Source organism: Frigoribacterium sp. Leaf8, assembly GCF_001421165.1.
Classification (GTDB): domain Bacteria; phylum Actinomycetota; class Actinomycetes; order Actinomycetales; family Microbacteriaceae; genus Frigoribacterium.
This window is the reverse complement of record NZ_LMKB01000005.1, coordinates 548,027-574,195: the sequence shown is the minus strand read 5'-3', so window position 1 is coordinate 574,195 and position 26,169 is coordinate 548,027. Positions and strand designations below refer to the sequence as shown.

Annotated in this window: 30 protein-coding genes and 1 tRNA gene; 14 read left to right on the top strand and 17 right to left on the bottom strand. The window is 72.9% G+C overall.

Annotated features, from left to right (window positions below; translation table 11 throughout):
- Window positions 1-33: 33 nt before the first annotated feature.
- The 6 genes from ASL10_RS07425 to ASL10_RS07400 all read left to right on the top strand — a co-directional run bounded on the left by ASL10_RS07425 (window position 34) and on the right by ASL10_RS07400 (window position 4,725).
- Window positions 34-1,230 (top strand): FAD-binding domain-containing protein, encoded by a 1,197-nt coding sequence (locus ASL10_RS07425; RefSeq protein ID WP_056046009.1) that lies wholly within the window; start codon window positions 34-36, stop codon window positions 1,228-1,230.
- Window positions 1,231-1,310: 80 nt separating this feature from the next.
- Window positions 1,311-2,075, top strand: a complete 765-nt coding sequence (locus ASL10_RS07420; RefSeq protein WP_235452558.1) for a YqjF family protein — start codon at window positions 1,311-1,313, stop codon at window positions 2,073-2,075.
- Between the two features lie 34 nt (window positions 2,076-2,109).
- Window positions 2,110-2,658, top strand: a complete 549-nt coding sequence (locus ASL10_RS07415) for a phosphoribosyltransferase (RefSeq protein WP_056046006.1) — start codon at window positions 2,110-2,112, stop codon at window positions 2,656-2,658.
- The gene (locus ASL10_RS07410; RefSeq protein WP_233568344.1) at window positions 2,655-3,398 is read left to right on the top strand and encodes a Type 1 glutamine amidotransferase-like domain-containing protein; all 744 of its coding nucleotides are present in this window, start codon (window positions 2,655-2,657) and stop codon (window positions 3,396-3,398) included. Before ASL10_RS07415 ends, ASL10_RS07410 begins: the two co-directional genes overlap by 4 nt.
- A complete protein-coding gene (locus tag ASL10_RS07405; protein ID WP_056046001.1) occupies window positions 3,395-4,099 on the top strand; it encodes a uracil-DNA glycosylase in 705 nt (234 codons plus the stop codon). Before ASL10_RS07410 ends, ASL10_RS07405 begins: the two co-directional genes overlap by 4 nt.
- Window positions 4,100-4,131: 32 nt before the next feature.
- Window positions 4,132-4,725 carry a GNAT family N-acetyltransferase gene (locus ASL10_RS07400; protein WP_056045998.1) on the top strand — a complete coding sequence of 198 codons (594 nt, stop codon included), beginning with the start codon at window positions 4,132-4,134 and terminating at the stop codon, window positions 4,723-4,725.
- A gap of 3 nt (window positions 4,726-4,728) precedes the next feature.
- Here the strand turns inward: ASL10_RS07400 and ASL10_RS07395 are convergent, their stop codons facing one another.
- Window positions 4,729-5,379: a TetR/AcrR family transcriptional regulator gene (locus tag ASL10_RS07395; RefSeq protein WP_056045995.1), complete on the bottom strand. Its 651-nt coding sequence runs from the start codon at window positions 5,377-5,379 to the stop codon at window positions 4,729-4,731.
- A gap of 4 nt (window positions 5,380-5,383) precedes the next feature.
- A complete protein-coding gene (locus tag ASL10_RS07390; RefSeq protein ID WP_056045992.1) occupies window positions 5,384-5,722 on the bottom strand; it encodes a multidrug efflux SMR transporter in 339 nt (112 codons plus the stop codon).
- A gap of 121 nt (window positions 5,723-5,843) precedes the next feature.
- Here ASL10_RS07390 and ASL10_RS07385 point away from each other — a divergent pair, with 121 nt between their 5' ends.
- Window positions 5,844-7,268: an amidase gene (locus tag ASL10_RS07385; protein WP_056045988.1), complete on the top strand. Its 1,425-nt coding sequence runs from the start codon at window positions 5,844-5,846 to the stop codon at window positions 7,266-7,268.
- 30 nt (window positions 7,269-7,298) lie between these two features.
- On the opposite strand, the gene ASL10_RS07380 is transcribed toward ASL10_RS07385, so the two are convergent.
- Genes ASL10_RS07380 through ASL10_RS07360 form a run of 5 tightly spaced genes read right to left on the bottom strand, consistent with a single transcriptional unit; the run spans window position 7,299 to window position 12,277 of the window.
- On the bottom strand, window positions 7,299-8,105 hold the full coding sequence (locus ASL10_RS07380; protein ID WP_192123352.1) for an ABC transporter ATP-binding protein: 807 nt from the start codon (window positions 8,103-8,105) through the stop codon (window positions 7,299-7,301).
- Complete coding sequence (locus tag ASL10_RS07375; protein WP_056045985.1) at window positions 8,102-8,881, bottom strand: ABC transporter ATP-binding protein; 780 nt, start codon at window positions 8,879-8,881, stop codon at window positions 8,102-8,104. The genes ASL10_RS07380 and ASL10_RS07375 overlap by 4 nt, the downstream gene beginning before the upstream one ends.
- Complete coding sequence (locus ASL10_RS07370; protein WP_056045982.1) at window positions 8,878-9,831, bottom strand: ABC transporter permease; 954 nt, start codon at window positions 9,829-9,831, stop codon at window positions 8,878-8,880. The genes ASL10_RS07375 and ASL10_RS07370 overlap by 4 nt, the downstream gene beginning before the upstream one ends.
- Complete coding sequence (locus tag ASL10_RS07365) at window positions 9,828-10,781, bottom strand: ABC transporter permease (protein ID WP_056045980.1); 954 nt, start codon at window positions 10,779-10,781, stop codon at window positions 9,828-9,830. The genes ASL10_RS07370 and ASL10_RS07365 overlap by 4 nt, the downstream gene beginning before the upstream one ends.
- Entirely contained in the window at window positions 10,778-12,277 is a 1,500-nt protein-coding gene (locus ASL10_RS07360; protein WP_056045977.1) for an ABC transporter substrate-binding protein, read from the bottom strand. The genes ASL10_RS07365 and ASL10_RS07360 overlap by 4 nt, the downstream gene beginning before the upstream one ends.
- A 285-nt stretch (window positions 12,278-12,562) precedes the next feature.
- On the opposite strand from ASL10_RS07360, the gene ASL10_RS07355 reads away from it, so the two are divergent.
- Window positions 12,563-12,991 (top strand): SIP domain-containing protein, encoded by a 429-nt coding sequence (locus ASL10_RS07355; protein ID WP_056045975.1) that lies wholly within the window; start codon window positions 12,563-12,565, stop codon window positions 12,989-12,991.
- Window positions 12,992-13,003: 12 nt separating this feature from the next.
- Window positions 13,004-13,960: a siderophore-interacting protein gene (locus tag ASL10_RS07350; RefSeq protein WP_056045971.1), complete on the top strand. Its 957-nt coding sequence runs from the start codon at window positions 13,004-13,006 to the stop codon at window positions 13,958-13,960.
- Window positions 13,961-14,033: 73 nt separating this feature from the next.
- Here ASL10_RS07350 and ASL10_RS07345 read toward each other — a convergent pair whose 3' ends face one another.
- Genes ASL10_RS07345 through ASL10_RS07335 form a run of 3 tightly spaced genes read right to left on the bottom strand, consistent with a single transcriptional unit; the run spans window position 14,034 to window position 16,605 of the window.
- Window positions 14,034-14,855: an SDR family NAD(P)-dependent oxidoreductase gene (locus ASL10_RS07345; protein ID WP_056045968.1), complete on the bottom strand. Its 822-nt coding sequence runs from the start codon at window positions 14,853-14,855 to the stop codon at window positions 14,034-14,036.
- Window positions 14,852-15,208, bottom strand: a complete 357-nt coding sequence (locus ASL10_RS07340) for a Fe-S oxidoreductase (RefSeq protein ID WP_235452555.1) — start codon at window positions 15,206-15,208, stop codon at window positions 14,852-14,854. The genes ASL10_RS07345 and ASL10_RS07340 overlap by 4 nt, the downstream gene beginning before the upstream one ends.
- Window positions 15,205-16,605: an NAD(P)/FAD-dependent oxidoreductase gene (locus ASL10_RS07335; RefSeq protein WP_056045965.1), complete on the bottom strand. Its 1,401-nt coding sequence runs from the start codon at window positions 16,603-16,605 to the stop codon at window positions 15,205-15,207. The genes ASL10_RS07340 and ASL10_RS07335 overlap by 4 nt, the downstream gene beginning before the upstream one ends.
- 193 nt (window positions 16,606-16,798) lie before the next feature.
- Here ASL10_RS07335 and ASL10_RS07330 point away from each other — a divergent pair, with 193 nt between their 5' ends.
- A complete protein-coding gene (locus ASL10_RS07330; RefSeq protein WP_043595102.1) occupies window positions 16,799-16,969 on the top strand; it encodes a CsbD family protein in 171 nt (56 codons plus the stop codon).
- A gap of 81 nt (window positions 16,970-17,050) precedes the next feature.
- On the opposite strand, the gene ASL10_RS07325 is transcribed toward ASL10_RS07330, so the two are convergent.
- From ASL10_RS07325 to ASL10_RS07300, 6 genes are all read right to left on the bottom strand, one after another.
- Window positions 17,051-17,887, bottom strand: a complete 837-nt coding sequence (locus ASL10_RS07325; protein WP_056045960.1) for a crotonase/enoyl-CoA hydratase family protein — start codon at window positions 17,885-17,887, stop codon at window positions 17,051-17,053.
- On the bottom strand, window positions 17,884-18,711 hold the full coding sequence (locus ASL10_RS07320; RefSeq protein ID WP_369794378.1) for an arginase family protein: 828 nt from the start codon (window positions 18,709-18,711) through the stop codon (window positions 17,884-17,886). The genes ASL10_RS07325 and ASL10_RS07320 overlap by 4 nt, the downstream gene beginning before the upstream one ends.
- A 13-nt stretch (window positions 18,712-18,724) precedes the next feature.
- Complete coding sequence (locus ASL10_RS07315; protein ID WP_056045952.1) at window positions 18,725-19,831, bottom strand: DUF418 domain-containing protein; 1,107 nt, start codon at window positions 19,829-19,831, stop codon at window positions 18,725-18,727.
- Between the two features lie 29 nt (window positions 19,832-19,860).
- The gene (locus tag ASL10_RS07310; RefSeq protein WP_056045949.1) at window positions 19,861-20,583 is read right to left on the bottom strand and encodes a PspA/IM30 family protein; all 723 of its coding nucleotides are present in this window, start codon (window positions 20,581-20,583) and stop codon (window positions 19,861-19,863) included.
- 117 nt (window positions 20,584-20,700) lie between these two features.
- Entirely contained in the window at window positions 20,701-22,710 is a 2,010-nt protein-coding gene (locus ASL10_RS16340; RefSeq protein WP_082460261.1) for a TPM domain-containing protein, read from the bottom strand.
- 106 nt (window positions 22,711-22,816) lie between these two features.
- Window positions 22,817-23,224 (bottom strand): hypothetical protein, encoded by a 408-nt coding sequence (locus ASL10_RS07300; RefSeq protein WP_043596924.1) that lies wholly within the window; start codon window positions 23,222-23,224, stop codon window positions 22,817-22,819.
- A 50-nt stretch (window positions 23,225-23,274) separates the two neighbouring features.
- Between ASL10_RS07300 and ASL10_RS07295 the strand changes: the two genes are divergently transcribed.
- From ASL10_RS07295 to ASL10_RS07285, 3 genes are all read left to right on the top strand, one after another.
- Complete coding sequence (locus ASL10_RS07295; RefSeq protein WP_056045943.1) at window positions 23,275-24,165, top strand: DMT family transporter; 891 nt, start codon at window positions 23,275-23,277, stop codon at window positions 24,163-24,165.
- A gap of 141 nt (window positions 24,166-24,306) precedes the next feature.
- Window positions 24,307-24,522 carry a hypothetical protein gene (locus ASL10_RS07290; protein WP_148053617.1) on the top strand — a complete coding sequence of 72 codons (216 nt, stop codon included), beginning with the start codon at window positions 24,307-24,309 and terminating at the stop codon, window positions 24,520-24,522.
- Window positions 24,523-24,627: 105 nt separating this feature from the next.
- A complete protein-coding gene (locus tag ASL10_RS07285) occupies window positions 24,628-25,212 on the top strand; it encodes a recombinase family protein (RefSeq protein WP_056045940.1) in 585 nt (194 codons plus the stop codon).
- Window positions 25,213-25,267: 55 nt separating this feature from the next.
- Here the strand turns inward: ASL10_RS07285 and ASL10_RS07280 are convergent.
- A tRNA-Arg gene (locus ASL10_RS07280) sits at window positions 25,268-25,342 on the bottom strand.
- Between the two features lie 77 nt (window positions 25,343-25,419).
- Between ASL10_RS07280 and ASL10_RS07275 the strand changes: the two genes are divergently transcribed.
- A complete protein-coding gene (locus tag ASL10_RS07275; RefSeq protein WP_056045936.1) occupies window positions 25,420-26,139 on the top strand; it encodes a pyridoxal 5'-phosphate synthase in 720 nt (239 codons plus the stop codon).
- The last annotated feature ends 30 nt before the right edge of the window (window positions 26,140-26,169 follow it).

Sequence of the window (26,169 nt, the reverse complement as noted above, 5' to 3'; positions counted from 1 at the left end):
GCCCCCACGGGTCCGGGGTCGCACGATGGACGTGTGATCGTCCCGACCAGAGTCGCCGGCCTCGAGGCCCTCGACGAGTTCCTCCCCCTCGCCGGCTCCGCCTACGCCCGTGACCGGAACCACGACCTCGGGGTGTCACGCCGCACCGTCTCGGGGCTGTCGCCGTACCTCCGCCACCGTCTCGTGACGGAACGCGAGGTCGTCGACGCGGTCCTCGAGCGTCACACGCTCGGTGCCGCGGAGAAGTTCGTGCAGGAGGTGTTCTGGCGCACCTACTGGAAGGGCTGGCTGGAGCAGAACCCCGAGGTGTGGCGGCGGTACCGACGGGACGTCGACCGCGCCGTCGACGCCGGCGTCCCCGCGGGGTACGACGAGGCGGTCGCCGGCCGCACCGGCATCGTCGCGATGGACGCCTGGGTGCGCGAGCTCGTCGACACCGGGTACCTCCACAACCACGCGCGCATGTGGTTCGCCAGCATCTGGATCTTCACCCTCGGCCTTCCGTGGCACCTGGGCGCCGATTTCTTCCTCCGCCACCTGCTCGACGGGGACGCGGCCTCGAACACCCTGTCCTGGCGCTGGGTGGCGGGCCTGCAGACCGCCGGCAAGACCTACCTCGCGACGGCCTCGAACATCTCGCGCTTCACCGACGGTCGGTTCTCGCCCGAGGGTCTCGCCACCACGGCCAGGGCCCTCGACGAGGAGCCGTTGCCGCCACGGACGCCCGTCGAGGCCGCCGACGTCGTCGGCTCCCCGGGTGGGCGGGTCGGGCTGCTGCTCCACGAGGAGGACCTCGAGCCCGAGAGCCTGCTCGCCGAACGCCCCGGTCTCGTCGCGCGGCTGTCGGCCGTGGCCGTCTCCGCCGACCCCGGAGGCCGGTCCCCACAGGGCGCCTCCGCCGCCGTCGTGGCCTTCACGACGGGCGCTCGGGACGACGCGGCGACACGGACGCGGGACGCCGACGGTCGGCCCGCCCGGACGCTCAGCGACGCGGGGCCCGCCGCCGTCGTCGAGTGGGCGCGGTCCGAGGGGCTCGACACGGTGGTGACGCCGTACGCCCCGGTCGGTCCCGTCCAGGAGCGACTGACGTCCGTGCGCGGAGCCCTCGCTGCCGAGGGGATCGACCTCGTCACCGTCCGTCGGCGGTGGGACGGCGAGGCCTGGCCGTCCGCCTCCCGGGGCTTCTTCCCGTTCCGCGGTCGCATCCCCGAACTCGTCCGCCAGCTCTGAGGCGGCCCGGGGGAGGGTCGGGGGCGGCAGCTCGTCCGAGGCTGTGGACCGCCCAGGCGGTCGTCCGTACCGTGGGCCACATGGACCAGACCATGCCGGGGGCCGACGCCGATCCGGTGTCCCGCACCGCGCCTCCGTTGCTCCGCCCCGCGTTCATCCGACAGCACTGGGGCGGCCTGGCCTTCGCGCACTGGCGGGTCGAGCCCGATCGCGTCGCCCCGCTGCTGCCGCCCGGCACGCGGCCCGACGTGTTCGACGGGTCGACCTGGGTCGGGCTCATCCCGTTCAAGCTGACGGGCAGCGCCTTCGGGCCGCTGCCCGCGGTGCCCTGGGCCGGGGACTTCCTCGAGACGAACGTGCGGCTGTACTCGGTCGACGCCCTGGGCCGACGCGGCGTGGTGTTCCGCACCCTCGAGGCGCAGCGCCTCGTCTCGGTGCTCGCGGCGAACGTGGGCCTCGGTCTGCCGTATCGCTGGGCGTCGATGCGCGAGTCCCGGGTCGACGGGGTCGTGACGTACCGCAGCACCCGGCTCGGGCCGGGGACGAACCCGTCGTCGCGGCTGTCCGTCCGTCCCACCGACGAGGTGGTCGACGGCGACCCGCTCGCCGAGTTCCTCACCGCCCGCTGGGGCATGCACGTCGCGCGCGGCGGGCGCACCCGGTACTGGCCGAACCGGCACGACACCTGGTCGCTGCGCCGGGCCGAGCTGGTCGACCTCGACGACGAGCTCGTCGCCGACGGCGGCCTGCCGGGCGTCACCGACCGCGAGCCCGACTCACTGCTGTGGTCCGACGGCGTCGACACGGTCTTCGCGCCTCCCGGGGGTGCCTGGGTCCCGGCGTGACGCGGGGAGCCCTGCGCGCGTTACGGTTGTCGGCATGGTCACCCCACCCGACGACAGCCAGGCCGCCCCCGCACGACCCGAGGTCGAGGCTCCCGAGCGGGAGGTGCTGGGCTGGCTCGAGTTCGGTGAGGCCGCTCGCCACCTGGCCTCCGACGTCGTCCAGGCGGGGTTCACGCCCGACGTGATCGTCGCCGTCGCCCGCGGGGGGCTCGTGCTCGCCGGTGCCGTGGCCTACGCGCTCGACACCAAGATGTGCGGTTCGATCAACGTCGAGTTCTACACGGGCGTCGACGAGCGGCTGCCCGAGCCCGTGCTGCTGCCCCCGACCCTCGACGCCCCGTCGCTCGAGGGCAAGAAGGTCCTCGTCGTCGATGACGTGTCCGACTCGGGGCGCACCCTCGTGCTCGTGCGCGACCTGCTCGCCGAGGTGGCCTCCGAGGTCCGCACGGTCTGCCTCTACAGCAAGCCCCGCACCGTGCTCGAACCCGACTTCGTCTGGAAGCGCACCGACCAGTGGATCACCTTCCCGTGGAGCGCACTGCCGCCCGTCACGCGTGAGGTCGGAGCGGGGGCGGGCGAGTGAGCATCCACCTGGTGGGCGGCGGCTGGTCGCCCGACGACACCGAGCTGTACGACCTGTTCGTCGCCGAGGCCGCCGTCCGCGGTGCCGCCGTCGGTCGGAGCGTGCCGCGCATCGCCGTGCTGATCGTCGTGGCCGACGACTCGCCGTCCGCCGAGTTCCGTGACGGCTACCCCGCCATGCTGGCCGCCGGGGGGCGCTGTGAGGCCCTCACGACCATCGTCTCCGCCGGGGACGAGTTCGACACCCGCGTGCTGAGCGACGTCGACGGCCTGCTCGTGGCGGGTGGGCTCACCCCCGCCTACCTCGACGCCGTCGCTCCGTTGATCGACCAGGTGCGCCTCCTGGTGGCCGACGGGCTGCCCTACCTCGGTTTCTCGGCCGGCGCCATGATCGCCGCGGACCGCGCCGTGCTCGGCGGCTGGTTGATCGGCGACGTCCCGGTCTGCCCCGAGGACGCGGCAGAAGACCTCGACGAGGTCACCCTCGCCGACGGCCTCGGCCTCGTCGACCTCGCCATCGACGTGCACGCCGCCCAGTGGGGCACCCTGACCAGGCTCATCGCCGCCACCGAGGCGGGACTCGTCCGTGGTGGCGTCGCCATCGACGAGAACACCGCCCTGGTCGTCGGCGAGGGCGCCCTCGCGGTGCTCGGCACCGGCAGCGTCTGGCGGGTCGAACCGCAGCTCGACGACGACGGCGAGATCGTCGGCGTCTCGGTCGGCACGCTCGGGGTCGAGTGACCGTCGAGGCGCACGACCACCGTCGACCGCTCTCGGAGCAGATCGACCCCTCGTGGGCGACCGCGCTCGAACCCGTGGCCGACCGCATCACCGACATGGGCGAGTACCTGCGAGCCGAGGTGCGCGCGGGGCGCGGTTACCTGCCCGCCGGCGAGGACGTGCTGCGCGCCTTCCGACAGCCGCTCGACGAGGTGCGCGTCCTGATCGTCGGTCAGGACCCCTACCCGACGCCCGGCCACCCGATCGGGCTGTCGTTCGCGGTCGACCCGCACGTGCGCCCGGTGCCGCGCAGCCTCGCGAACATCTATCGCGAGCTGCACGACGACCTCGGCGTCCCCGTCGTCGAGCACGGTGACCTGACCTCGTGGTCGCGCCACGGCGTGCTGCTGCTCAACCGGGTGCTCACGGTGCGTCCGGGCGAGACGGCGTCGCACCGCGGCAAGGGCTGGGAGCCGGTCACCCAGCGCGCGATCGAGGTGCTCGCGGCGCGGGGAGGGCCCCTCGTGGCCATCCTCTGGGGCCGTGACGCGTCGGCGCTCAAGCCGATGCTCGGCGACGTCCCCTCGATCGAGTCGCCGCACCCGAGCCCCCTGTCGGCGTCGCGCGGATTCTTCGGCTCGCGGCCGTTCAGCCGGGCGAACGAGCTGCTCGTCGCCCAGGGCGGCGACCCCGTCGACTGGACGCTCCCGCCCGCCGTCTGACGGTCCCGCACCCGGCGTGGCAGAGTGATCCCGTGCTCGAAGAGGAATACCAGCCCCGGCGTCGGCTTCCCCGAGCCCTCCGCCCCCCGGCCCCGGTCGAGCCCGGCTTCACGTTCGAGATCCGACCCGCGACGCCCGCCGACCTGCCCTACGTCCAGGAGATCTACAACCACTACGTGGCGAACTCGTCCGTCACCTTCGACGAGGACGCGATGACCCTCGCCGAGTGGCGCCGCAAGTTCGCCTTCGTCACGACGCTCGGCATGCCGTTCCTCGTCGCGGTGAACCCGTCCGGCGAGGCCCTCGGCTATGCGCTCGCGACCCCGTGGGGCGGCAAGGCGGCCTACCGCTACACCGTCGAGAGCTCGATCTACCTGCGGGCCGCCTCGACCGGCAAGGGCCTCGGCCGTGCCCTGCTCGAGGCGCTCGTCGAGGCCTGCCGGGACGCGGGCATCCGCGAGATGATCGCCGTGATCGCCGACAAGAACGCCGAGGCGTCGATCGGCCTGCACGAGCGCCTCGGCTTCACCGAGGTCGGTCGCATGGGCCGGGTCGGCTTCAAGTTCGGCCGCTGGCTCGGCACGATCACGATGCAGAAGTCGCTCAAGAAGCGCCGCCGCGCCTGAACCTCAGGGCAGCGGGCCGACGATCTCTCGCAACATGCGTTCGGTCGCGTCGACGGTGCCGGGCTCGCCGCGCCAGAGCATGCGGACGATCAGGCCGTCGACGGCGAGGGCCACGACGTCGAGCCGCTCGCTCGGCACGCCGGTCCGCCTCAGCACGTGTTCGAGCGACGAGTACCAGAGGTCCGCGTCCTCGCGCAGCGACTCGTCCCGCATGGCGGTGAAGAGCAGCTCGTACTGCGCCCGGGCCGACCCGCGCTCGGTGATCGCGTACCGGACGAGCGTCTCGGCCAGGTCGGCCAAGGAGGCGCGCTCGAGGCGGTCGAACGACCGCACCCAGTCCGTGGTCGCGTGGCGCAGCGCCGCCCGCAGCAGGTCGTCGCGTCCGGCGAAGTAGTACGTGGCCGCCGAGACCGGGACGCCGGCCGCGCGGGCCACCGCGCGGTGCGTCACGGCCGAGGGGCCGCCCGCCTCGAGGACGGCCAGGACGCCGTCGAGCAGCGCGCGCCTCCTGGTCTCGCCCTTCGGGGTCAGGGCCTGGCCACCGGGGCCGACGGACCGCTCGCCCGGCCCCGGGGCGACCGACGCCCGCGCGCCCGAGGTGTCCGGGGCAGGGGCGTCCGGGGCTGGACGGTCACCCGACGTGGTGTCCGTCACGGGGTCAGGCCGCGGCCTCGTGGCGACCGCCGAGCTCGAGCATGGTGACGCCGCCGATGACGAGGACGATGCCGCCGAGCTGGACGAGGGTCAGGGGCTCCTTGAAGAAGATCCAGCTGATGAGGGCGACGAGGACGACGCCGACGCCGGCCCAGATCGCGTAGGCGATTCCGAGCGGCACGCCCTTGCTCAACGACTGCGAGAGCATCGCGAACGCGAAGACGTAGCCGACCACGACAGCCGCGTACTGCCACCACTTGGCGTCGGGGCCGCTGGTGACCTTGAGGAAGCTCGTGGCGAAGACCTCGCCGACGATGGCGAGCGCGAGGAAGAGGTAACCCATGACGGCGTCCTGTCGAGACGTGCGACGGTCCCGGAGGCGACCTGCGGCCGGGGGAGCACGAATGGGACAAATGTACCAGAAAGCGAGATCCGTGGCCGGAGCCGCGGCCTAGGCTCGACGGGTGTTCGAACTCCACCACCTGAGCGCCCACGAGCAGTGGGACTGGCTGCGTCGCGGCGAGGTCTCGCCCCGTGAGCTGACCACCCACTACCTGGAGCGCATCGCCCGCCTCGACGGCGACGTCGGCGCGTTCGTGACGGTGACCGGCGAGGCCGCCCTCGCGCGGGCCGACGCCCTGGCCGCCGGAGGCCCCTCGGTCGCGCCGCTCTGGGGGCTGCCGCTGGCCGACAAGGACCTCAGCGACCGCGCGGGCGTGCCGACCTGGTCGGGCTCACGCCTCAGCAGGGGCCGGGTGCCCGAGACGTCGGCCGAGATCACCGAGGCGCTCGACGAGGCCGGCGCGATCAGCGTGGGCAAGACGGCCACGCCCGAGTACGGGTTGACCGCGTACACCGAGACGCTCGTGGGCCCTCCGACGCGCAACCCGTGGGCGCCCGAGACGGGCGCGGGCGGGTCGAGCGGCGGCGCCGCGGCCGCCGTCGCCGCGGGGTTGCTGCCGTTCGCGCCCGGGTCCGACGGCGGGGGCAGCATCCGCATCCCGGCCGCCGCCACGGGCCTCGTCGGGCTCAAGCCCTCCCGGGGACGCGTGCCGGCGCAGTCGGGCCTGACGAGCCTCGCAGGCCTGCCGGTCGGCGGGGCCCTGGCCCGGTCGGTGGCCGACGCCGCCCTGCTGCTCGACGCGATGGTGTCGCCCGACGGGCGCGAACCGCGGCACCACCAGGCCCTCTGGGCACCTCCGTCACCCGACGGCGCCTACCTCGGCACGGCCGTGCGGGGTGAGGGACGCTTCCAGGTCGCCGTCATGACGACGAGCCCATGGGACGACGCGTTCGACGTCCGGGTCGACCCGCGCCTCCTGGGGGTCCTCGGCGAGACCGCCGACCTGCTCACGAAGATGGGGCACGGCGTGGACGAGACCACCCTGCCGGCGTCCGACTACCCGGCCCTGTTCCGCACGATCTGGCAGGCGGGGGCGGCGGGCATCCCGGCCGAGACCGAGGCCGACCTGGCGCTGCTCGAGCCCGTCACCCGGTGGCTGGTCGAGCAGGGGCGACGCGTCACGGCGCGAGAGCTGTCGGCGGCGCTCGTCGGGCTCGCGGCGTTCGAACGAGTCGTCGTCGAGCGGTTCTCGGCCTTCGACGCCGTCCTGACGCCGACCCTGGCGATGCTGCCGCGCCCGCTCGGCTGGTACGACGCCGAGGACGCCGAACGCAACTTCGAGCAGCAGTGCCTGTACTCGCCGTTCACGTCGTTCGTCAACGTGGCCGGGCTGCCGGCGATCAGCCTCCCGGTGGGCGAGGTCGACGGCGTGCCCGCGGGCGTGCAGCTGATCGGGCGACCGGGGCGCGAGGACGTCCTGCTCGCGCTCGGCGCCCAGCTCGAGCGGCGGCTGCGGTGGCAGCGTCGGCACCCGCCGATGTGGTGAGCCGCGTGGGCACCGCTGACGAGCCGGGGCTCAGTCGAGCGTCGGCACCGAGTCGACCAGCGTCCGCGTGTAGTCGTGCCGCGGTCGACGCAGCACGTCGTCGGTGAGGCCCTGCTCGACGATGTGACCGTCTCGCAGCACGGCGACCCGGTCGGCGAGGTGCTGCACGAGTCCGATGTCGTGCGACACGAGCAGCAGCGACAGCCCGCGTTCGTCGCGCAGCTCGCGCAGCAGCTCGAGGATCTGCGCCCGCACGGTGACGTCGAGCGCACTCATGGGCTCGTCGCCGATCAGCAGCCGCGGCCCGTGCACGAGGGCCCGGGCCAGGGCGATGCGCTGCCGTTGGCCCCCGCTGAACTCGTGGGGCCAGGCCTCGGCGTCGTGCGCCGAGAGGCCAACCCGTTCGAGCATCTCTGCGACCAGGCGGTCGTGGTCGCCCTCGACGCGTAGGGCGCGCAGCGGCTCGGCCACGGTGTCGCCCACGCGCATGCGGGGGTCCAGCGAGGCGTAGGGGTCCTGCAGGACGATGCCCGTCTGGCGCCGCAGCCAGCGCAGGCGCGAGGCGCGGTCGGGGGCGACCGTGCGCCCGTCGAAGGTCACCGTGCCGGACGTCGCCCTGTCGAGGGCCAGCAGCAGGCGCACCAGCGTGGACTTGCCCGAGCCGGACTCACCGATCAGCGCGACGCTCTCGCCGGCGGCGACCTCGAGGTCGGCGTCGACCAGGGCGTGGCGCACCGGGCCCGGTCGGAAGGGCGAACGGCGCGGCAGGGTGAAGGTGCGAGTGAGGCCCCGGGCGACGAGCAGAGGAGGCGCGGGTGCGGTGGTCGGGTCGCTCACGAGGCCCTCCAGGTCGTCGCTCTCGTGGCCTCGACGAGCCCGCGGGTGACCTCGTGCTCGGGGCGGTGCAGCAGCTGCTCGACGGGGCCCCGCTCGACGACGCGCCCGTGCGACAGCACCGCCGCGTGGTCGGTGATGCGCGAGAGCACGGCGAGGTCGTGCGTGACGAAGAGCAGCGACGTCCGCTGCTCGTCGACCAGGCGCTGGAAGAGCGCGAGCACCTCGGCCTGCGTCGTGACGTCCAGCGCGGTGGTCGGCTCGTCGGCGAGGACGAGCGCCGGCCGGTTGATCAGCGCCATGGCGATGCCGACGCGCTGCCGCTGACCGCCCGAGAGCTGGTGCGGGTAGAGGTCCACGACGGTCTCGGGGTCGGGCAGGCCGACCTCGGCGGCCGCGGCCACCGCTCGCGAGCGGGCGTCCCGGCGACCGACGCGGCCGTGCAGGCGGAGGGGCTCGGCGATCTGTCGCCCGACGGTCACGACGGGGTCGAGGGCCGTGCGGGGGTCCTGGAAGACCGTGCCGACGACGCGGCCGCGCAGGCCGGCGAGGTCGCGCTCGGACGCCCCGAGCAGTTCGCGTCCGTCGAGCCGGATGCTGCCCGTCGCGCGGGCGCCGTCGGGCAGGAGGCCGAGCACGGCCAGCGTCGTCATCGACTTGCCCGAACCGGACTCGCCGATCAGTCCGACCCGCGCACCGTCGGGCACGTCGAGCGAGAGGCCGTCGACGACCCGGCGGCCGCCGACGGTCACCGTGAGGTCGTCGATCACCAGGCTCACGAGACGACCCCCGGGGTGGTCGGGGTGCCTGCGGCGCCCGGGGCGGTGGCTCGCGGGCGAGTGGTGGACGGAACCGGCGTCGTGGGGGAGCCCGGGGTGCCACGTCCCGTCCGCCGGGACCGCAACCGGGGATCGGAGGCGTCGCGCACGGCGTCGCCCAGCAGGTTGAGCGCCAGGACGGTCAGCGTGATGGCGAGCCCGGGCCAGACGACCGACCCCGGGTGCACGCCGATGAACTTCTGCAGGTCGCTCAGCAGACGCCCCCACGAGGCGGTGTCGGCCGGGGCGCCGTAGCCGAGGAACGACAGTCCGGCCTCGGCGAGCACGCTCGTGGCCATCGACAGCGAGAGCTGGACGACGAAGACGGGCGCGATGTTCGGCAGCACGTGGCGACGCAGCACGGCCCCGGTGCCGAGCCCGTTCGCCCGGGCGGCGAGCACGTAGTCGGTCCGCGCCACCTGACGGATCTCGGACCGGCTGACCCGGGCGATCGTCACGCCGTAGCCGATCCCCACGGCGACGACCACGACGGTGAGGGACCCGCCGAACGCCGCCGCGAGGGCCATGGCGATCAGGAGCGTCGGGAACGCCACGAGCACGTCGATCAGCACGGCGACCGACTCGCGCACCCAGCGGGACGTCAACGAGCCGAGGGCGGCCAGCCCCACCCCCACCACGGTGGCGACCACGCCCGAGGCGACGGCGACCACGACCGTCGTTCCGGTCGCCGCGACGACGTAGCTGAAGATGTCGCGGCCGATCGAGTCGGTGCCGAAGGGGTGACCGAGCGAGGGCGTCAGCCAGGCCGAGTAGGGGTCGGTGTCGAAGGGGTCGAGCGGGGTCCAGAACCGGCTGACCAGGGCGGACAGGACGATCAGGGTCAGCCAGCCGGCGCCGAACGCGCCCTGCGGTCGACGCAGCAGCTCGCGGACGAACGCGCCGCGCCTCATCGGTCGCCCTCGCGGAGGCGCGGGTCGAGCCGCCGGTGCACGACGTCGATCATGAGGCCGATGAACAGCACGAGCGTGGTCAGCGTCATCAGTTCACCCTGCACCTTGGTCAGGTCGCGGCGGCCGACGTCGGTCACCAGCATGCGGCCGAGCCCGGGCAGCGTGAACAGCTGCTCGACGACGACGGCCGACACGATGAGGCCCGCCACCTGCAGGCCGAGGATCGACACGATGCTGAGCATCACGTTGGGCAGCCCGTGTCGCACGAGGGCGCGCGACCGGGTCATGCCGTTGGCGGCGGCCGTCCGCACGTAGTCCTGGTCCAGGGCCCCGAGCGCCGCCGACCGGGTGAAGCGCAACAACACGGCCCCCTCGACGATGCCGATGGTGAGGGCCGGCAGCACGAGCGAGCGCAAGGCCCGCCCGGGCTCGCTCCAGCCGTCGGCCGGGAACCCCTGCGTCGGCAGCAACCGCAGCGTCACGGCGAAGACGGCGATCAGCAGCATGCCCGCCCAGACGACCGGCACGGCAGCGAGCAGCTGGGCCCCGGTGCCGAGGACGACCCCGGAGGCGCGGCCACGGCGGAGCGCGCTCGTCACGCCGAGCGGGATGCCGATCAGCAATCCGAAGACCAGGGACAGCCCCGCGAGCGGCAGGGTGACGGCCAGCTTGTCGAGCACCTCGTCGACCACCGGCGTCCCCGTGACGAGCGATTCGCCCAGGTCGAGCCTCAGCAGCCCGCCGGCCCAGTCGAGGTACTGCACGACGACGGGACGATCGAGGCCGAGCTGCTGACGGAGGGCGGCGACCTGCTCGGGTGAGCCGGTCGTGCCGGCGATCGCCTGGGCGACGTCGCCCGGCAGCAACCGCAGCGTCGCGAAGATCAGCACGCTGGCGACGGCTAGCCCCCCGACGAAGAGGAGCAGGCGGCCGACGACGAAGCGGGTCACTCCGTCGTGGCCAGGTCAGCCAGGTCGAGGCGGGTCGTGGTCGAGCTCGTCGGGAAGCCGGTGACGCCGTCGTGGATCGCCGTCAGCGTCGTGGCCGTGTAGAGCCATTCGGCCGGTGCGTCGTCCGAGACGATCGTCGCCGCCTCGGCGAGCTTCTCGTCGGCCACCTCCGGGTCGGTCGCCGCGATCGACTCGGCGTAGAGCTGTTGCACGGGGGCGCTGTCGTAGCCCCAGTAGTAGTCCGGGTTCGCCCAGTTCGCGAAGTCGTGCGTCTCGGCGTGGTTGACCATGCTGAGCTCGAAGTCCTTGTTCACGTAGACGTCGTCGAGCCAGGTGCTGAAGTCGACCTGCTGCACCGTCAACGTGACGCCGACCGCCTTGAGTTGCGTGGTCAGCACGTCGCCGATGGCGGCCGGGTAGACGTTGGGGTACTCGAGGGTGAGCGAGAGGTCACCGTCGTGACCGGCCTCGGCCAGCAGGCCCTTCGCCTCGTCGGGGTCGTAGGAGTCGACGCTCGTGAGGTCCTCGTAGCCGGGGTCGAGCTCGGGGATCGGGCCCCCCTGGTCCACCGCCGACCCGCCGACGGCGGCGATCAGGGCATCGTTGTCGATCGCGAGGCGCAGGGCCTTGCGGACCTTGGCGTCGGTGAAGGGGGCGACGGCGTTGTTGAACGCGAGGGTGTACTTGTCGGTCGTCTTGCCCTTCTCGAGGGTGATGCCGTCCACGCCGTCGAGCTGGGTCGACAGGGTCGCGTCGACCGCGGTCTGCACGTCGACGTCACCCGAGATCGAGGCGTTGATCGCCGCGGACGGGTCGGTCACGTAGCGGAAGGTCACGCCCGCGACCTTCGCCGGGGTGCCCCAGTAGTCGTCGAAGCGCCCGAGCTGCAGGTTGTCGCCCTGTCGCCAGCTCGTCAGCTCGAAGGGGCCGGTGCCGTTCGCCGTCGTCGAGAGGTCGTTCGTCGCGGACTGCTGGAGCACGAGGCCCGCGCGACCGGTGAGGTCGAACAGCAGGGACGAGTCGGGTCGCGAGAGCGTCAGCACGACGGTGTCGGCGGCGGGCGCCGTGATGGTCGAGACCGCGGCGAGGTCGGAATGGCTCGCGAGCGAGGCGTCGTCCTTGACCTGGGACAGCGACCAGACGACGTCGTCGGCCGTCATCGCGGCCCCGTCGTGGAAGGTCACGCCGTCGTGCAGCGTGAACGTGTAGGTCAGGCCGTCGTCGCTGACCGTGTGGCTCGCGGCCAACACGTCGCGGATCTCGTTGTCCTGCGTGCGGCCGACGAGGCCCTGGTAGACGTTGTCGATCAGCACCTGGTCGAGCGCGATGCCGGCCGTGGTGCGGATGTCGAGGTCGCTCGGCTCGAGCACGAGGCCGACGGTGACGGTCGCGTCGGGGTCGGGGGTGCCCGACCCGTCGGGGGACGAGGCGGACGAGCAACCCGTCGCGAGCAGCAACAGCGCGGCGACGGCGGCGGAGAGGGGGAGGGTGCGCACCTGGTGGGGCCTTCCGGGGATGGCCGTGGCGGATCGTCCACGGCGACGGGGGACCGGGGGCGCGGGAGAGCCCCTCGGTCGTTCGGCGGGGGAGTCCCGGTCGCTGCTGAACCGGTCCACGCGATCCGTCACCGTGTTGCTGTCGGACACGGCACGGCCCCTTGCGCCGGGCGTCGCTGACGGACTCCCGAACCCGTCAGAACTTACCATCACGGCAGCGAGGTCGCTGTCAATCGAGAGACCCGTGTGGCGGATGAGGCAAGCCTTACCTATATTGAAGGGGTCATGCTCTTCGTAGACCAGAACCCGCCCCTGCCGCACGACGCCTTGCGCGTCCTGTTCGCCGCCGACGCGACCTCGATCCCCGTCCTGCGAGAGATGCTCTCGGTCCTGCCGATCTGCGCGAGGGGCCAGGTGTTCGTCGAGGTCGAGAGCGCTGCCGACGTCGTGCCGCTCGCCTCGCCGGGTCGCGTCACGGTCACCTGGCTCGCGCGGGACCGCCGCTCGGGCGTGCCCGGCACCGGCACCGCCTGCGCCCCCGGCCAGGCCCTCGAGCGGGCGGTCCGTGCGTGGCTCGGCGAGATGTACGTCGAACCCGAGACCGTCGCGACGGGTGACCACGTCGTCTGGATCGGCGGCCCGCCCTCGTTCGCCTACGACCTGCGGCACGACCTGCACCAGCTCTTCCACGTCGGCACCCCCGCCGCGGCCTGACCGGCTCCCTCGATGACGATCACGTCCCCGGGCACGTCCACGTCCGCCGCCACCGTCGAACGACCGGCGAAGCCGGCCCACCGCCCCTACCGCGTCCGGGTCGCGGCCGTGCGTCGGCTCGCTCCGTCGTTCGTGCGCATCACGTTCACCGGTGACGACCTGGGCGACTTCGGCGTCGACGGCCTCGACCAGCGCATCAAGGTCGTCCTGCCCCTCGAGGCCACCGGCTACGACACGTTCCCGACCGACGACTGGTACGCCTCGTGGCGCGCCCTGCCGCCCGAGCAGCAGAACGCCTTCCGCACCTACACGGCCCGGGCCGCCCGCCCCGAGCGGCGCGAGGTCGACGTCGACTTCGTCTGCCACGGCGACACCGGCCCCGCCTCGGCCTGGGCCGGGCGCGCGCGCGTCGGTGACGAACTCATGCTGATCGGGCCGGACGCGACGAGCGGCGTCACCGGCAGCGGCGTCGAGTGGTCACCGGGTGACGCGCGCACCGTGCTGCTGGCCGGCGACGAGACGGCGGCCCCGGCCATCTGCTCCATCGTCGAGGCCCTGCCGGTCGACGCCCGGGGGTGCGTCTTCATCGAGATCCCGACCGCGGCCGACGAGCTCGACCTCGTCGCGCCTCCCGGGGTCGACGTCCACTGGCTGCCGAGGCGTGACGCCACGTCCGGTCACGGCGAGGCCCTGGTGGTCGCCGTCCGCCGCTGGACCGCCCGCTACGTGACCGCCTGGCACCACGGCGTCGAGGTGAGCGAGGTCGACATCGAGCACGACATCCTCTGGGACGTCCCGCAGGGCGACGATCCGCGCGGCACCGCCGTCAGCTCCGACCTGTACGCCTGGTTCGCCGGCGAGGCGGGGGCGATCAAGACGCTCCGACGCTTCCTCGTCAGCGAGGTCGGCATCGACCGGCGCCAGGTCGCCTTCATGGGCTACTGGCGGGTCGGCAAGTCCGAGTCCTGAGGCGAGGCCCTCGACGACGAAGGAGGCGCGACCACGTCGGTCGCGCCTCCTTCGTCTCGTATCGTGGTCGCGCCTAGACCTCGGCGGGCACACCGACGAGCTCGGAGGTGCGCTCCCAGAGGGCCTCGGCGAGCAGGGGATCGGTGGCCTGGCGGTGCAGGCGACCGTGCGGCGACAGCTGGTCGAAGTAGGTGCCGCTCTCGACCGAGATCGTCGTGGGCCCGGCGAGCTGGATCAACGGCACGGCGCCGGCCGACGCCGAGATGCCGTAGTTGCCGTTGGTCAGGACGTTCGCGACCCGCATCGAGCGTGAATCCGAGCCGAAGCCGGTCATCACGATGCCCGGGTGGAACGAGAACGCGTCGAGGCCCGTGCGCTTCGCCAGTTCACGGATGAACAGGACGGTCTCGATCTTGGTCGTGCCGTACTGACGCCAACCCCCGGCCCATCGACGCTTCGACCAGTTGATGTCGTCGAGCCGGACGTGCCCGAGCAGGTTGGCCGCGCTGGCCGTCGACACGACCCGGCCACCGCTCTCGACGAGGCGGGGCAGGAGGAGCCTGGTCAGGAGGAACGGTGCGAGGTGGTTCGACTGGAGGGTGCGCTCGAACCCGTCTGCGGTGAGGCCTCGTTCGCTGACGAGACCTCCGGCGTTGTTGGCGAGGGCGTCGATGCGGGGATAGCGCTCCAGCAACCGGTCGGCCAACGACCGGACGTCGTCGAGCCGGTCGTAGTCGACCAGGAAGGCCGTCCCGCCCACCTCGTCGGCGACCGCCTGGGTGCGTTCCGGGTTGCGTCCGACGACGCCGATCTCGGCGCCGCCCTTCGCGAGCTCGCGGGCGGCCTCGCGGCCGATGCCGCTGCTCGCCCCGGTGATGATCACGGTGCGGGTCATCGATATCCGCCCTTCTCGAGGCCGGCCTCGATCTCGAATCTGTTCGACAGCGGGTCGCTGCCGGCCAGGAAGTACAGTACGGGCATCAGCATGCCGTACCTCTGCCACTGACGGACGTGCACGGCCTCGTGTTCGAGGACGCGTGGCCCGTCGTTGTCCCGGGTCAGGTAGACCCGACCGACACAGGTGCCTCCCCGCTTGAACGCCCAGCGGGGCAGGCCGCTGCACACGATCAGGTCGCCGACCATGCGGACCCGCCCCACGCTGAGCGGCACCCCGACCGCGAGACCGACGGCCGTCGCCCAGGCGCAGCCGAGTCTCGAGATCGGGGAGTCGAGCAGAGGGTTCTTCACGGACGGCCGTAGGCGTCGAGCAGGCGCAGCCAGACTTCGCTCACCGTCGGGTACGACGGGACGGCGTGCCACAGCCGGTCGATCGGCACCTCGCCGACGACGGCGATCGTGGCGGCGTGCAGCAGGTCGCTGACGTCCGGGCCGACGAAGGTCGCGCCGACGATCACCCCGCGCGACTCGTCGACGACCAGCCGCGCCTGTCCCGCGTACTCGTCCGAGTGGATCGCCGAACCGGCGACCGCGGCGAGGTCGTAGTCCACGACCTTGACGTCGATGCCTCGCTTGCCGGCGGCGTCGGCCGTGAGGCCGACGCTCGCGACCTCGGGGTCGGTGAAGGTGACCTGCGGCACTGCTGCGTCGTCGGCGGTCGCGACGTGTGCACCCCACGGCTCGGCGTGCACGGGCTTTCCGAAGGCGCGCGCGGCGATGACCTCGCCGGCGGCGCGGGCCTGGTACTTGCCCTGGTGGGTGAGCAGGGCGCGGTGGTTGACGTCGCCGACGCCGTAGAGCCAGTCGGTGCCCTTGACGAGCATGGTGTCGTCGACGTCGAGCCAGTCGCCCGGGGTGAGCCCGACGTTCTCGAGGCCGAGGTCGGAGGTGCGGGGAACACGGCCGGTCGCGACGATGATCTCGTCGGCGACGACCGTGGAGTCGTCGTCGAGGGTGACCTCGACCGTGTCGTGCTCGGTGCGCAGCACGGTCGAGGGCGAGGCCCCGAGGCGCACGTCGACGCCGAGACCCCTCAGCGAGTCGGCCACGAGTTCGCCGGCGAAGGGCTCCTGGCCACCCAGCAGACCACTGCGGGCGATCAGGGTGACGGTCGAGCCGAGCTGCTGGTACGCCGTGGCCATCTCGGCGGCGACGACGCCACCGCCGACGATGACGACGCTCTGCGGCATCGACTCGACGCTCGTGGCCTCACGGCTGGTCCAGGGCTTCGCCTCGGCGAGGCCGGGGATGTCGGGCAGGAGCGCCGACGAACCGGTCACCGCGGCGACGGCGTACGTCGCGTGGTGCACCTCGCCGTTCACCGTCACCTCCTTGACGCCGGTGATGGTGGCGTGCCCGCGGATCAGGTCGATGCCGGCGCCCTCGACCCAGTCGGCCTGGCCCGAGTCGTCCCAGTTGCTGGTGAACGAGTCGCGGCGACGCAGCACGGTGGCGACGTCGACGTCACCGGTCACGGCCTGCTTGGCCCCGTCGAGCGACTTCGCCGCACGGACGACCGCGCTCGAGCGGAGCAGCGCCTTCGACGGCATGCAGGCCCAGTACGAACACTCGCCCCCGACGAGCTCGGCTTCCACGAGCCCCACCTTGAGCCCGTTGCGGGTGGCGTAGTCGGCCACGTTCTCGCCGACAGCGCCGGCTCCGATCACGATGAGGTCATAAGTCGTCATGGCCCCGACGCTAGTCGCCCGGGGCCCGGCGTTCTCAGGCGGGTCCCCGGGCGGGCGTGGCCGTTTCGTGAAACCCTGCTGGGTCTTTCCTGAACGGCACGAGCGAGATCCGGGAGGCACGGGTAGCGTCCCTCACATCAGCGCACCATCGCGATCGTTGCGGGGGAGCGCGTCAACCTACGAGGAGGCACACATGGGACTCGACGACAAGATCAAGAACGCCGCTCAGGACATCGCCGGCAAGGCGAAAGAAGCTCTCGGCGACCGCAAGGGCGACGACGAGCTGAAGGCCGAAGGTCAGAAGGACCAGGCCGGTGCCTCCGCCAAGAAGGTCGGCGAAGACGTCAAGGACGTCTTCAAGTAGGCCGATCCGCCTCGTTCTCGGGCCCGTCCACCCCTCGGGGTGGGCGGGCTCTTTCGTGTGCCCACGACCGAGGAGGCGCGGTCAGCGTCCCGTGAACTCGGCGGCGGTCCGCGAGACGAAGGCCTCGAACCCGATCCGGGCGTCGTCCGAGGCGAGCAGCCGCACGAGCTCGGGCTGCAGGCGGGCCTCGGCCGCGGCGTCGCCGTCACGCACTGCGAGCCGGGCGTTCGCCAGGGTGGCCTGCACGGCCAGGGGTGCCTGGGCGGCGATGCGACGGGCGAGGTCGAGGGCGTGGTCGAATGCCGACCCGACGTCCACCAGGTCCTGCACGAGTCCGATGCGCCGCGCCTCCTCGGCGTCGAGGAGGTCGCCGGTCAGCAGGTACCGCATGGCGTCGCCCCAGCCGACCCGGCGGGGGAGGCGGATCGTCGCGCCACCGAAGGGGAGGATGGCGCGGCTCACCTCGATCTGGCCGAAGCGGGCGTCCCGGCTCGCCACCACGACGTCGCTCGCCAGGGCGAGCTCGACCCCGAGGGTCAGGCAGGTGCCCTGCACGGCCATGACCACGGGCTTGCCCACCTGGTGACCGTGGACCTGCCACGGATCGAGACCACCCTCGGGGACCACGTCGAGGCCCTCCGCGGTGACCGCGGGCACGACGTCGCCGAGGTCGAGTCCGGCGGTGAAGTGGTCGCCGTGGGCGAAGAGCAGTCCCACCCGCAGGTCGGGGTCGCGGTCGAGTTCGCCGTAGGCCAGGGCCAGTTCGCGCAGCATCCGCAGGTCGGCCGCGTTGCGCTTCTCGGGCCGGTCGAGGCCGATGAGCAGCACGTGGCCGTCTCGCTCCACCGTGACGCGCGGACGGTCGTCGGCGGAGGTGGCGGGGTCGGCCGGGGCGGCGCTCGGGGGGCCCGCGCTCATCGGGACAGGGCTCCGAGGATGCGCAGGATCGGGCCCATGTCGTCGGAGGCGGCCGCGGCGTCGACCGGCGCGAACGAGCACAGGCCCGCGCCGACCAGGGAGAAGCGCTCCTTCAGGGCCGTGATCGTCTCGATCAACACCCCGAGCTCGAGACCGAACGGCTGCGGGTCGAGCAGGCCCTCGATCACCCCCGGGTCCAGCACGTCGAGGTCGACGTGGAGGTACACCTCGGTGGCGCCGGACGCCTCGACGGCGGCGACCACCTCGGCCGGGTCGAAGTCCAGAGACGACACCGTGGGGACGTGGCGGCTCTCGATGTAGCGGTCTTCCGCGTCGTCGTAGCTGCGAGCCCCGGCGAGCACGACCCGGGCGGGGTCGAGCGGCTCGGGCGTCGGACCGGGGCCGATGGTCGGGAGGTCCTCGGTGGCGTCACCGATCAGGGCCCGCAGCACCATGCCGCTGAAGGCACCGCTCTCGCTGCTGCGCGGGCTGTGGAGGTCGGGGTGCGCGTCGAACCAGACCACGGCGGTGCGGGGGGTGACCGCGTGGCGGACCGCCGCGAACTCGACGCCGCAGTCGCCGCCCACCACGATCGCGGGGGCGTCGTCGGTCCGCAGCTCGCGTCCGACCGACTCGGCGATCGTCAGCACCGACGAGAGCCGGTGCACCCGCGTGCCGAGCGAGTCGCCCGCACCCACCGGGACCTCGACCAGGGTGGTGGCCGTCGACGGCAGGTCTCCGAGGACGGCGTACGCACCCTCGGCGAGCCGCATCGCGCGCGACGACGGAGAACCCTGCCACTGTGGAACCACGACGAACCTCACGGGCGTCAGTCTGTCACGGGCGGGGGCCCGTGCTCCAGGCCCAGGGACGACTCAGCGCCCCGACGGCGCGCTCCAGCGGCCCGCGCCCGACGTACCGTTGCCAGAGGGTGGCGTAGACGAGCGTGAGGACGACGGCGACGACCAGGTGGCCCAGGGGCAGACCGTAGGCGGCCGTCGGGTCGGACAGCCGGTACACGGTGAACAGCGGCGCGGTGATCAGCACGTGGGCCGTGTAGACGGTGAGCGGTTGCGCGCCCGTGGCCGCGAGGGGTCGGAGGACGGTGCGGACGACCGCAGCCGCGCCTCCTCGTCCCCGACCCTCGGGCGTCAGGGGACGACGCGGGGTGGTGGCGAGCAGGAGCAGTCCGAGCACGGCGGCGGCGACGCCGCCCGAGCCGACGATCTCGGCGGGCATGCCTTCGTGGTCGGCCGGGTCGAACCAGGGGATCGAGGAGGCGCCGGGCAGGAAGCGCGCCGCGTACCCCACGATCGCGGCCGACGTCCCGGCGACGATCAGCGTGACCTGGGTCCGGGTGCGGATCAGGTCGGAACGAGCCGCGACGAGACCGACGAGCAGGAAGGGCGTCCAGACCAGCGCCGGGTAGGCGCCGACGAGCAGGGCCTGGGTCGCCAGGCCGGCGGCGCCGGACACCGCGGTGTCGCCGTAGGCGTCGACGGGGACGGACGAGGCCAGCCACGGGGCCACGACGGCGAGCAGGGCGGCGGCCGCCAACAGTACGGCCCGGGGGGCGAAGAGCAGACCCAGTGCCAGGACGAACATCACGCCGTAGTAGGGCAGGATCACCAGGAGGTACGGGTTCCAGGCCTGCAACGCGAGGCCCAGCACGACGAGCAGGCCCGCCCGGATGGCGATCCCGCCGACGACCCGCCCTCGACCGCCACGGGGCGTCGGCCGGGCGCCTCCCGACATCAGACCGAGCGAGACGCCGGCGAGGGTCGCGAAGAGGATCGCCGACCGCCCGTCGAAGACGCGCTCGTCGAGCAGCGGCCGAGGCCACATGTGGGCGGCGAACATGCCGAGCACGGCGAGGCCGCGGGCGACGTCGACGCCCATCAGGCGGGGTGCCGCCCGGCGCGCCTGCACCGGCGGGACGTCCACCGGCGCAGGCGTGACGGGCGGCGGCTGGCTCACTTGTCGAGCGCGCCGAGCTTGAGGGCGGCGAGGCGGGCGTCGACCTCGGTCTGCTCCCCGAGGTCGTCGAGGCCTTCGAACTGGGCGTCGAGGCTCGAGGCCGCGAGCTCTTGACGACCGAGCATCTTGGCCTCCTCGCGGCGGACCTTGTCCTCGAAGCGGCTGATCTCGCTCGTCGGGTCGAGGATGTCGATGCTCTGGACGGCGTCGGCGACCTTGGTCTGGGCCTCGACGGTCTTCGAGCGCGCGTTCAGTTCGTCGCGCTTGGCGGCGAGCTGGTCGAGCTTGGACCGCATGCCGCCCAGCCCCGTCTTGAGCTTGTCGACGACGTCCGTCTGGGAGGCGATCTGCGGCTCTGCCGTCTTCGCCTCCTTCTCGCTTTGCAGTTGCTTGCCGAGGGCCACGCGAGCGAGAGCGTCGAACTTGTCGGCGTCGACCGTGTTGCCCGACGAGCGCAGCTCGTCGGCCTTGTTGCTCGCCGCGAGGGCCTTGCGCTCCCAGTCCGCGGCGGCGGCGACGTCCTCGGCGTGGTCCTGCTCGAGGAGGCGCAGGTTGCCGATGGTGGTCGCGACGGCTTCCTCGGCCTCGGCGATGCTGTTGGTGTAGTCGCGGACCATCTGGTCCAGCATCTTGCTGGGGTCCTCGGCCTGGTCGAGCAGGCTGTTGATGTTCGCGCGGGTCAGTTGCGCGATGCGTCCGAAGATCGACTGCTTTGCCATGGTGCGTCCTTTCGAGAGGTGGTGCCGTGGAGTGGTGCTCGTCTTGTCGGTCGTGCTGCTGTCTCGGGGTGGTGGGGGGATGGGGAGGAACGGGGCGTGGACCGTGACGGGCGGACCCTAGAACCGTCCGCCGCCCGAGCTGCGGCCGCCTCCGCCGCCACCCCCGCCGCCGAAGCCACCGCCCCCACCGAAGCCGCCGCCACCCCCGCCGAAGCCTCCGCCGCCACCGCCGAAGCCGCCGCCACCCCCGCTGAAGAGTCCACCGAGCAGCATGCCGGTGACGATGCCGCCGAGATCGGCCCCGGCCGACCCCCGCGTGCCGACTCCGCCGCCGAACGGGCTCGCCTGCTGGTAGGACGAGACCTCGGCCTCGGCACCGGCGGCTGCGGCCTGCGACAACTGGACGGCCTGGTGGGCCTCGAACAGGGCGGCGTCGCGGTCGGACGTCGCGAGCGACACCGCGGTGGCCAGGTGACGTTCGGCCTCGGACAACCGGGTGCGCGGCTGCGGGCCGATGCCGCCGCGACGGGTCTCGATGAAGTCGCGGGTGGCGCTGATCTGACTCCGCGCGGTCAGCAGCGCCTGGTCGAGGGCCGCCTGGGCCCGGCGCTGCTTCTCGGAGTCGTCGCGCACGGCCGCCAGCACCTGGTCGATGCGGTCGTTGGCAGCACCGAGCGAGGCGACGACGGCGAGCGGGTCGTCGGTCGTCGTCTCGGCCAGCGCGATGGAGGCCCGTGCAGCCGAGACGGAGCCGGCGACGTCGACGCCCTGCGGGGCCGAACCGTCGGGCAGCCCCTCGGCCGTCGCGATGTCCTGCCGCAGGTCGAGGGTCATGGCCGAGATGGTGCTGCCCGCCGTCCGCAGCGACTCGGCGGCCCCGTCGACCGCGCTGAGCAGCTGGTCGACCTGCGCCAGGGCCTGACGGGCCTCTCGGACGGCGATGACGGCCTCCGACGTGGAGGACGACGCCAGCGCGGTCGCCGCCGTACCGGCCCTCTCGTCGGCGAACTCGAGCAGACGGTCGGCCTGGTCGTCGTTCTGGTCGATCGACGCGACCGCCCGCGCCGAGTAGATCGTGGTCAGCTCGCCGATGAGGGTGCGGGCCGAGGCGAGCCGGGCTCGTCGGGTCGCGACCTCGCCGGGGAGGGCCGCCACGTCGCTCGGCGCCCGCCCCTCGGCCTCACGCAGCTCGTCGAACGCGGCGGACTGCTCGGCGAGCGACGCGTCGGCCGCCTCGCACAACTCGATGATGCGGGTGGTCCACTCGAGGCGTTGTTCGGGGGAGTCGGGGACGGAGTCGTCCAACTTCTGCTGCAGGGCGAACGCCTCGCGGGCGTGCACCCGGGCCGCGTCGAGCGCCTCGGCGAACGGCCGGGCCGCGTCGTCCCCGAACTGTGCCGCCGCGAAACCGACCTCGTGTGCGCCTGCGGTCAACTCGTCGTCGAGGGCGACCAGCACCCGTGCGGCACGCTTGTCGAGTTCGTCCTGGCGGGCCTCCTGCGCGTCGGACTCGCTGCGTCGACGTCGTGCCCGGCGGACCACGACGACGACGGCGACGGCTGCCGCGACGAGGACCAGCACGAGCAGCGCCCAGAGCACCCAGCTGAGGTCGGGCCCGGCCTCGTCGCTGCGGATGCCGTCGGCCAGGGCGACGGCGGCACCGGCCCAGTCGCCGTCACGCAGCTCGGGCATGACGACGTCGGTCTGCAGCGCCTGCCGGTCCGATTCCGAGATCACGGACGTGTCGGCCGAGAGGTCGTAGAACTGGTCGTCGACCGCCACCGAGAGCAGCACGTCGTTCGCACCCAGTTGGTTCAGGGACGCCGTCGCCTCGCCCCAGGCCGTGCGGTCGGAAGGCGAGGAGAAGGAGTCGACGTAGACGACGAAGAGGTTGACGCCGGTGTCGGTCGCGAGCCGGTCGAGTGCGTCGGTCACCTCGGCCTCGTCCGCGCTCGACAGCACGTCGGCCTGGTCGACCACGTAGGCGCCCGAGAACTCGACCGGTTCGACGGCCTGGGCCGGGACCGCACCGAAGGCGATCGTGCCGACCACGGCCAGGACCGCCGCGGCGACGGCGGCCACCGTTCGTCTCGTCGGTCGTCGGCCGGTCGTGGATCTCGTGCTCACGACGCTCCCCTCGCTCGTTGCGGGGGAGTCTATCGACGGCCCCCGTCAGACCGCCCGGGGTGCCGTGCACGCTCAGGAGGTGACGTCGAACCGGCCGCCGGACGGGTCAGGAGACGAAGAGCAGGCCCACCGACGCGACGGCGCAGACCGCCCCGACGGCGTAGAGCACGACCCCCACGGTGCGGGGAGCCCGTCCGTCGTCGTGCGGGGGGTGGACGCGGGCCCGGTGGGGTCGGTCGGGGTCGTAGTGCACGGTGAGCTCGGTCTCGAGCGGCGTCGTCACCGGGACGTCGCCGAACTGCGTCTCGTGCAGCTGCCCGTCGACGTCCATCCATCGGGCGGTGGCGGCACGGGCCCAGTCGGGCGGCGGGATGACCACGCCGACGGTGCTCTCGAGGCGGGTCGCGCGGCGCCGGAGCACCCACCCGGCCAGGAGGAAGGGCGTGCCGACGATGAACCCGAACCAGCCGAAGAGCTCCACCACCGGCGAGATGACGGAGAAGGCGTCGCTCATGCCACGATCGTACTGTGCCGCCGCGCACCCCGTGACGAACCCGGAGCCCCGTGAACCCCAGCCCCCTCGGCCGTGTGCCGTCGCCCCTGCTCGCCGTCGCGGCGATCGTCTCGGTGCAGTTCGGGGCCGCCCTCGCCAAGACGCATTTCGAGGCCCTGGGACCGCTGGGCGCCGCCAGCCTGCGCCTCGCCTTCGGCGCGACGCTCCTGGTGCTCGTCTTCCGACCGCGCCCCTGGCGGTGGCCCCGCCGAACGTGGCTGGGCGTGGTCCTGCTGGGCCTCGCCCTCGCCGGGATGAACTCGCTCATCTACCTCGCGATCGACGTCGTGCCGCTCGGGGTCGCGGTCACCCTCGAGTTCCTCGGTCCGCTGGTCGTGGCACTCGTGCAGACGAGACGCTGGTGGGACGCGGCCTGGGCCCTGCTCGCCCTCGCCGGGGTCGTGTTGCTCGGCTCCGACTCGACCGGGGCGATCCCCGTCGTCGGCGTGCTGCTCGCCCTCGGCGCCGGGGCGTTCTGGGCCTGCTACATCCTCGCGAACGCCGCTCTGGGGCGAGGTCGTGACCCGATGGGAGCCCTCGCGACCGCGATGCTGGTCGCCGCCCTCGTGGTCGTCCCGTTCGGGGCGCACGACGCGACGGTGGCCGTCCGGGCCGACCCGCGCCTCCTGCTCGTCTTCCTCGTGGTGGCCGCCCTCACCTCCGCGATCCCGTACGCGCTCGAGTCGGTGGCGCTGCGGAGGCTGCCGACGCGCGTGTTCGGCGTCCTGTCGAGCCTGGGGCCGGCGGTGGCTGCCCTGGCCGGCCTCGTCGTGCTCGGCGAGGCACTCGGGGTGCGCGAGGTCGTCGCCCTCGCCTGCGTCACGGCGGCGAGCGTCGGCGTCACGATCGCGGCCGGTCGCCGGCGGCGTCGTGGGGCCCTGCCCGAGGCTCCGCCGGCCTGATCGGACGGCGAGGCCTCGCGCCTGTCCGAGGAACGAGTCAGAGGACCAGTCTGACAACTCCACGGGGACTTGTACCCCACATGCGGGGTACGCTGCGATGACGGCCCGGTACGAGGGCCGGAGAACGAAGAAGGAGACATCATGGGTGCTGTCTTGGAGCGCACGTCCCGAGCGGAGGTCGTCCCCCTGGGTGACGGATTCCACCGCGTGTCGACGCCGACCGCCGGGGTGATCGGGTTCGTGCACGAGTCCGACGGGTTGTTCGAGGTGTTGCGGGGGCGCGTCCGCACCGCCGTCCGGCGTGAGGGTTCGTATCGCACGCTCGACGTCGCGGTGATCGCGCTCACCTACAGTTGAGTCCGACCCACCACTGACGCACGCCTCCGGGCGGACGTCCTCGAGGCCTCGCCGTCGGCGGGGCCTCACCTCTCTGTCCACCCTCGCCTCGCCGGAAGGCCCACCGTGACCGTCGTCGGGTACGCCCGCATCTCGCGAGACGACCCGTCGTCGGATCGCCAGGCGGAGCGCCTGCGGGCGGGCGGGTGCGAACGGGTCTTCGTGGACCACGCCACCGGCACCAGGCAGTCCCGCCCCGAGTTCGCCAAGGCGATCGGCAGCCTGCGGGAAGGCGACGTCTTCGTCGTGACGAACGTCGACCGGATCGGCCGCTCGGTGGCTGAGCTGGTGGGGGTGATGGCGACCCTCGACGCCCTGGGCGTCGCCTTCCGCTCGATCGACGAGCAGATCGACGAGCTCAACGCCTACGGCCGCTTCTTCTTCCGCGTCACCGCCGCCCTGGCCCGCTTCGACGAGCAGGTCGGCGGTGAGCTGCACCGTGCCGAGACCCGCAAACGGCAGGAGGCGCGGGTGGCGCAGACCCCGAAGCCCCCCGTCTCGAGACGCCGCCTCGACGCGGCCCGTCAGCTGCGGGCCGGGGGAGCGAGCATGCGCGAGGCCGCCGAGCACGTCGCCGTCCCCGAACGCGTCCTGCGTCGCGAGCTCGACCGCGACGACGCCGACCGCGCCCGCCGCCAGCAGTCCGACTGACCTGCCGGCTCCGTTCGACCGCGGCATCGGAAGGCCGTCGCATCGAGAGAACAAGTGGTGCCCCCAGGCAGATTCGAACTGCCGCCCCTGCCTCCGGAGGGCAGTGCTCTATCCCCTGAGCTATGGGGGCCCGGGAACGTCGTCCAGGTTAGCAGCGAATCGGTCCGGGCTGGGACGGCCCCGCCGCGGGAGGTGCATCGTGGGGGAGTGACCGACGACACCCGCACCGACCGAGCCGACTCCGGCACCCGTTCCGACCGCACCGACCCCGAGGGGCCGACGCTGCGCGAGCGTCTCCGCTCCGCCAAGGTCTTCCACCCCGAGTTGCCCACCTTCGACGTCGACGACGTGGCCGACGACGCGGTCGACCAGTTCGTCGCGTGGCTCGTCGAGGCCGTCGACCAGGACGTCGCCCAGCCGCACGCCATGGTGATCTCGACCTCGTCGTCCGACGGCGACGTCACGGCCCGCACCCTGCTCCTCAAGGACGTCGACGACGGTGCGCTCTGGTTCGCGACCTCGTCGATCAGTCCGAAGGGACGGCAGATCGCCGAGAACCCCCGGGTGGCGCTCACCCTGTACTGGCGCGAGCAGGGCCGCCAGGTCCGCGTGCTCGGCCGGGCGACGCCCGGTCCGCGCGACGTCAGCGAGAAGGACTTCACCGCTCGCCACCCCGACTCGCGCGCCGTCGCGATGACGCAGCCGCAGAGCAGCCCGATCACCGACGAGGCCGAGACGCGGCGTCGCCTCGCCGAGGCCAAGGCCACGATCGAGTCCGACGACACCTTCGTCCCCGACGACTGGACGGCCTGGCGGGTCGACCCGACGTCGATCGAGTTCTGGCAGGCCACCACGGGCCGCGACCAGGTGCGCCTGCGGTACGACCGCGACGGCGACGGCTGGACCCGCGCCTCCTTGTGGCCCTGACCACCCCTGAGGGAGCCGGCGGCGCGACCG